Origin of the sequence: Streptomyces sp. NPDC007095, assembly GCF_040634475.1 — a bacterium.
Taxonomy (GTDB): Bacteria; Actinomycetota; Actinomycetes; order Streptomycetales; family Streptomycetaceae; genus Streptomyces.
The window spans coordinates 1-5,432 of record NZ_JBEYFS010000407.1 but is presented as its reverse complement, the minus strand read 5'-3'; the positions used below and the strand labels follow the sequence as shown (position 1 = coordinate 5,432).

5 protein-coding genes are annotated in these 5,432 nt (G+C 71.5%); 3 read left to right on the top strand and 2 right to left on the bottom strand.

The window, feature by feature from the left end; genetic code table 11:
• Positions 1 to 122: 122 nt before the first annotated feature.
• Complete coding sequence (locus tag ABZ656_RS56065) at positions 123 to 359, bottom strand: DUF6296 family protein (protein WP_168514759.1); 237 nt, start codon at positions 357 to 359, stop codon at positions 123 to 125.
• A 188-nt stretch (positions 360 to 547) separates the two neighbouring features.
• Here ABZ656_RS56065 and ABZ656_RS56060 point away from each other — a divergent pair, with 188 nt between their 5' ends.
• From ABZ656_RS56060 to ABZ656_RS56050, 3 genes are all read left to right on the top strand, one after another.
• Entirely contained in the window at positions 548 to 3,253 is a 2,706-nt protein-coding gene (locus ABZ656_RS56060) for a SpoIIE family protein phosphatase (protein WP_360280187.1), read from the top strand.
• A 149-nt stretch (positions 3,254 to 3,402) separates the two neighbouring features.
• Positions 3,403 to 3,861, top strand: coding sequence for a cyclic nucleotide-binding domain-containing protein (locus ABZ656_RS56055; RefSeq protein ID WP_101402887.1), 459 nt, complete (start codon positions 3,403 to 3,405; stop codon positions 3,859 to 3,861).
• 39 nt (positions 3,862 to 3,900) lie between these two features.
• A complete protein-coding gene (locus ABZ656_RS56050; protein WP_101402886.1) occupies positions 3,901 to 4,713 on the top strand; it encodes an N-formylglutamate amidohydrolase in 813 nt (270 codons plus the stop codon).
• Here ABZ656_RS56050 and ABZ656_RS56045 read toward each other — a convergent pair.
• Positions 4,703 to 5,272: a pyridoxamine 5'-phosphate oxidase family protein gene (locus ABZ656_RS56045; RefSeq protein WP_360280183.1), complete on the bottom strand. Its 570-nt coding sequence runs from the start codon at positions 5,270 to 5,272 to the stop codon at positions 4,703 to 4,705. The genes ABZ656_RS56050 and ABZ656_RS56045 overlap by 11 nt on opposite strands.
• Positions 5,273 to 5,432: the final 160 nt, after the last annotated feature.

Genomic DNA, 5,432 nt, shown 5'->3' with positions numbered 1-5,432 from the left:
GGCGCCCTGCTCCACGCCGCAGGGGTGCGCGGGACGTTCCTGGCCGGCGGAGTGCTCACTCTCGGCGCCCTGGCCGTCCTGGCCTGGCCCGCGACCGGCTGGTCGCGGGCGAGGTCGGACGGTCAGGACAGTGGTTCGGCGGTGGGCACCATCGGCGACTGGTAGCCGCCGCTGGCCAGCATCCGTACTTCTCCCGCCGTGCTGATCTCGGCGCGGAGGATGCCGGTGGGGTCGGAGTACACCGGGTTCCCGCCCGGTCCAAGGGCGGCGGTCCGTTCGACGACCACCTCGTCGGTGATGACGCCGACGCCTGATTCCTGATGGGTGAAGAGCAACCGGTAGCGGTCCGGAGTGTGCATGACGACCTCCCGTACCCGAGAAAAGTCAGAGCTACATATGCGGGCAAATCGCCCCTCCTCCATGATGCGGCCAGATCAGCCCGGCAGCAGCACTCGCCGAGCGGCCCTTGCCACGAGCCCGGACCGGCCCCTGTCACACCATGTGCTGCCCCTCGCCTCACGGCGCCCGGCAGTGTAGACATAGGCACATGGTCCGGCTCTTGGGTCGATCCCGGGCTCGGTCGACCCCTCGCCCAGGCGGTCCGCGCGCGCGGCGCAGACCCGCGTCGGGACTGCGGTCCGCGCTGGGCGGACGCAGCGTCGCCGGCCAGGTGTTCGTGCTGCAGGTGGTGATCGTGCTGCTGCTGATCGTCTCCGCGGTGGTGGCGCTGGTGCTGCAGGTACGGCACGACAGCACGCAGGAGGCCCGCAACCGTTCGCTGGCCGTCGCCGAGACGTTCGCCAACGCCCCCGGCATCCGTGAAGCGCTGAACAGCCCCCACCCCACGCTCGTGCTGCAGCCGCAGGCCGAGGCCGCCCGCAAGCAGTCCCACGTGGACTTCATCGTCGTGATGAACACCGACGGGATCCGCTACACGCACCCCAAACCGGACCGGATCGGAAAGAAGTTCGTCGGGAACACCGCCCCCGTGCTGGCCGGCCAGCCCATCACCGAGGAGATCAACGGGACCATCGGGCCGCTGGTGCAGGCCACGGTTCCCATCGAGGCTCCCGACGGCAAGGTCGTGGGCATGGTGTCGGCCGGTATCACGACCGCCAACGTGGGCGGTGTCGCGGACCGGCAGCTGCCCCTACTGCTGGGTGCCGCGGCCGCGGCGCTCGCCCTGGCCACCGGGGGCACGGCGCTCGTGAGCCGGCGCCTGCTGCGCCAGACACACGGCCTGGGCCCGTACGAGATGACCCGGATGTACGAACACCACGACGCGGTGCTGCACGCCGTCCGGGAGGGGGTGATCATCGCCGGCGGCGAGGGAAGGCTGCTGCTCGCCAACGACGAGGCACAGCGCCTGCTCGACCTGCCCGCCGACGCCGAGGGGCGGCATGTCCTGGAACTGGGCCTCGAGGCGGACACCGCCGACCTGCTGGCCTCGGGACGGGTCGCCACGGACGAGGTGCACCTGGTCGGGGACCGGCTGCTGGCCATCAACCAGCGGCCCACGGACCTCCAGGGCGGCCCGCCCGGCAGTGTGGCCACCCTGCGCGACTCGACCGAGCTGCGGGCGCTGTCCGGCCGGGCCGAGGAGGCACGCGAGCGCCTCAAGCTGCTGTACGACATCGGGGTGGGCGTCGGGACCAGTCTGGACGTGACCCGCACCGCCGAGACGCTGGCGGAGGTGGCCGTTCCGCGGTTCGCGGACTTCGCCACCGTGGACCTGGCGGACGCCGTACTGAACGGGGAGGAGCCGGACGGGGTCACCGAGCTGCGCCGTACCGCGTACAGCGGCATCAGCAAGGACGCCCCGCTCTACCCGGTCGGCGAGAAGATCCGTTTCATCGCCTCCACCCCCCAGGCCCGGAGCCTGCGCACGGGCGAGGCCGTCGTCGAGCCCGACCTCGAAGGGGCCCCGGGCTGGCTCGCCCAGGACCTGGAACGCACGACGCAGGTGGTGGAGTACGGCATCCACTCGCTGATCACCGTGCCCCTGCGGGTGGGCCCCCTGGTGATGGGCGTCGTCAACTTCTGGCGCTCCCGGAAGCCCGAGCCCTTCGACGAGGAGGAGCTGGCCCTCGCCGAGGAACTGGTCGCCCGTGCCGCCGTCTCCATCGACAACGCGCGCCGCTACACGCGCGAGCACACCATGGCCGTGCCCCTGCAGCGCAGTCTGCTGCCGCGCAACCTGCCCGAGCAGAGCGCCCTGGACATCGCCTACCGCTATCTTCCGGCGCAGGCGGGGGTGGGCGGGGACTGGTTCGACGTGCTGCCGCTGTCCGGCGCCCGGGTCGCCGTCGTCGTGGGCGATGTCGTCGGCCACGGACTGCACGCGGCGGCCACGATGGGACGCCTGCGGACCGCCGTCCACAACTTCTCCGCCCTGGACCTGCCGCCGGACGAGATCATCGGGCTCCTCGACGAGCTGGTCGGCCGCATCGACCAGGACGAGGCGGCGGCGGAAAGCAGCGCCGCGATCACCGGCGCCACCTGCCTGTACGCCATCTACGACCCGGCCTCCCGGCTCTGCACCGTCGCCCGGGCCGGCCATCCGCCCCCGGCGCTGGTCCGTCCCGACGGCAGCGTGGAGTTCCCCGAAGTGCCCGCCGGTCCTCCGCTGGGGCTCGGGGGTCTGCCGTTCGAGACGGCCGAGCTCAAGCTGGAGGAGGGCAGCCGCCTGGTGCTCTACACGGACGGGCTGGTCGAGGACCGGGAACGGGACATCGACGAGGGGCTCGAGCTGCTGCGCGCCGCCCTCACGGGGGTCGACCGGTCACCGGAGGACACCTGTCAGGCGGTCCTGGACGCCCTGCTCCCGGCCCGCCCGAGCGACGACATCGCCCTGATCGTCGCGGGCACCCGCGCGCTCGGCGCCGAGCACATCGCCGAATGGCAGGTGCCGTCCGAACCGGCGGCGGTGGGGGAGGTACGCGCCTCGGTCACCCGGCAGCTGGCGGAGTGGGGTCTCGACGAGATGGCGTTCACCACCGAGCTGATCCTGAGCGAACTGGTCACGAACGCCATCCGCTACGGCAGTGGCGCCATCCAGGTCCGTGTGCTGCGGGACCGCAGCCTGATCTGCGAGGTCTCGGACAACAGCAGCACCTCACCCCGCCTGCGGTACGCGGCCACCACGGACGAGGGCGGACGCGGCCTGTTCCTCGTCGCCCAGCTCACCGAACGCTGGGGCACCCGCTACACCCAGGCCGGGAAGGTCATCTGGGCCGAACAACCGCTGCCCTGAGCGGCCCGCGGAAGGGTTCACGGTCTCGATCCGGTCCCCCGGCGCGACGAATTCCGTGGTTGCCGGTCCAATGGAGGTAACGGGATACACCGGTACGACATGTGCCGTCGCGTCCACGGGGCCCTGCGGCGGTGCACTGGAGGTCCGCGATGTCCACTGCTCTCCGGCTGCTGCCCGCCCTCTCCCCCGGCCATCGGGAACGGCTGATGTCCCTGGCCCGGGAGGTCTCCTTCCCGGCGGACGGAAAGATCTTCGAGGCAGGGGGAACCGCGGACCGTTTCTGGGTGGTCCGCTCCGGAACGGTCTCCCTGTACCAGCGGGTCGTCGGAGAGCGACGCATTTCCGTGGCGACACTGGGGCCCGGCGATCTGCTCGGCTGGTCGTGGCTGTTCCCGCCGCACCACTGGGACTTCGGCGCCGAGGCGTTCAGCCCCGTACGCGCGTACGAGTTCGATGCCGCGGAGGTGCGCACGCTCTGCGACCAGGATCCGGCCCTGGAACTGTCGCTGACCCGGACGATCGCCGCGATCCTCGCGCACCGGCTGGAGACGACCCGGGCGGCCCTGATCGAACACTACGCGCGCCACGGCGGTGGCAGCGTGCGCTGAGGTGAGCGGCAGGGGGCCGGGCTGCGATAGGAATCTCATGTGAACCAGACTCCTGACCGCAACGAGACGTCCTTCGAGCTCCTGCCCGGTGCCCCCGACTCCCCCGTCATCCTGCACGTCCCGCACTCCTCGCGGCACATTCCGGCGCCGGTGCGCGCCGGCATCGCACTCGACGACGCCGCGCTGGAGCGGGAGTTGGACCACATCACGGACGCGCACACCGCGGAGCTGGCCGCAGCCGCGGCGCGGGCGTCCGGGGTCACGCCATGGAGGTTCGTGAACCGGCTGTCCCGGCTGGTGGTCGATCCCGAACGCTTTCCCGACGAACGGGAGGAGATGCTGTCCGTCGGAATGGGCGCGGTCTACACACGCACGACCCGTCGCACACCGCTGCGGCCCGCCGACGTCGACCCGCGGCCGCTGCTCGAGCGCTACTTCCACCCGTACGCGGCAGCCATGACCGCGGCGGTGGCCGACCGACTCGCCGTCACCGGGCGGGCGGTCATCGTCGACGTCCACTCGTATCCGACGGCCCGGCTGCCGTACGAGCTGCACGGCGACGGTCCGCGACCGCAGGTCTGTCTGGGGACCGACTCCTTTCACACGCCGCCCGAGCTGGTCACCCTCGCGGAGAAGGCGTTCGCGGGCCTGAGCGGTGTCGGGATCGACAGCCCGTTCTCCGGCGCGTACGTCCCGCTGCGCTTCTACGAGCGGGAGCCGCGGGTCACCGCCCTGATGGTGGAGATCCGGCGGGACACGTACATGACCGAACCGGGAGGCCCCACGGGCCCGGGGTTCTCACGGCTCGCCTCGGCACTGACGGCTCTCGTCGACGCCATGGTCAGCGAGTGAAGCGCCAGCAGGTCTGACTGAAGCGCTTGCCCCTGCCGAACCCGAAGACGGTGTGCGGCGCCACCTCGAAGACCAGGGCGACGCCCGCGTCCCCGGCTTCCTCCGTCGACGGCGGCGCCGCAGCCGCCGTGGCGGAGTCGAAGGCGCCGTTGCGCACCTCGAAGTGCCACTCCGGGCCGTACTTCGCCTCCCACGCCGCCGCCAGCCCGGCCAGCCGCTTCTCGTCGGTGATACGGACCGCGTCGCCCTCGACCACCAGGTCGCAGCCCTCGCCGTAGGCGTTGGTGCCGGTGGTGAGAACGACATGCGGGTTGGCGGCGAGGTTGAGCCCCTTGCGCTCCTGCGCGCCGGTGGCGAAGTGGAGCGCCCCGTTCAGCCACACCGACAGCAGGGGGGTCACGTGGGGTCGGCCGTCCGGACGTACCGTCGACAGCCAGAAGATCTCGGCCTTCTCCAGGCGGGACGCGGCCTCTGCCCAGGGGGTGGCGATGGCCCCGGGGGAGCTGTAGCGCGCGTCCAGATCGGTCTGCGGTTCCTGCGTCTGTGCCCGTGTCGGCATGGCGGAGTCCTCTCGGTCCTCGGTCCCCCCATGGTTCCCGTGAAGTGCTGACTCCGCGCGCGGACCCCTCTAGGCCCTGTCGTCAAATTCCCGTCTGCCCCGCGACGCCATGCACGCACTCTCACCGCACCAGGCACAGACCCAAGTACGTCCAGTACGA

Bases quoted from the DNA above. Each gene is read 5' to 3' on its own strand.
- ABZ656_RS56065 (WP_168514759.1), bottom strand. From the start codon at position 359: ATGCACACTCCGGACCGCTACCGGTTGCTCTTCACCCATCAGGAATCA.
- ABZ656_RS56060 (WP_360280187.1), top strand. From the start codon at position 548: ATGGTCCGGCTCTTGGGTCGATCCCGGGCTCGGTCGACCCCTCGCCCA.
- ABZ656_RS56055 (WP_101402887.1), top strand. From the start codon at position 3,403: ATGTCCACTGCTCTCCGGCTGCTGCCCGCCCTCTCCCCCGGCCATCGG.
- ABZ656_RS56045 (WP_360280183.1), bottom strand. From the start codon at position 5,272: ATGCCGACACGGGCACAGACGCAGGAACCGCAGACCGATCTGGACGCG.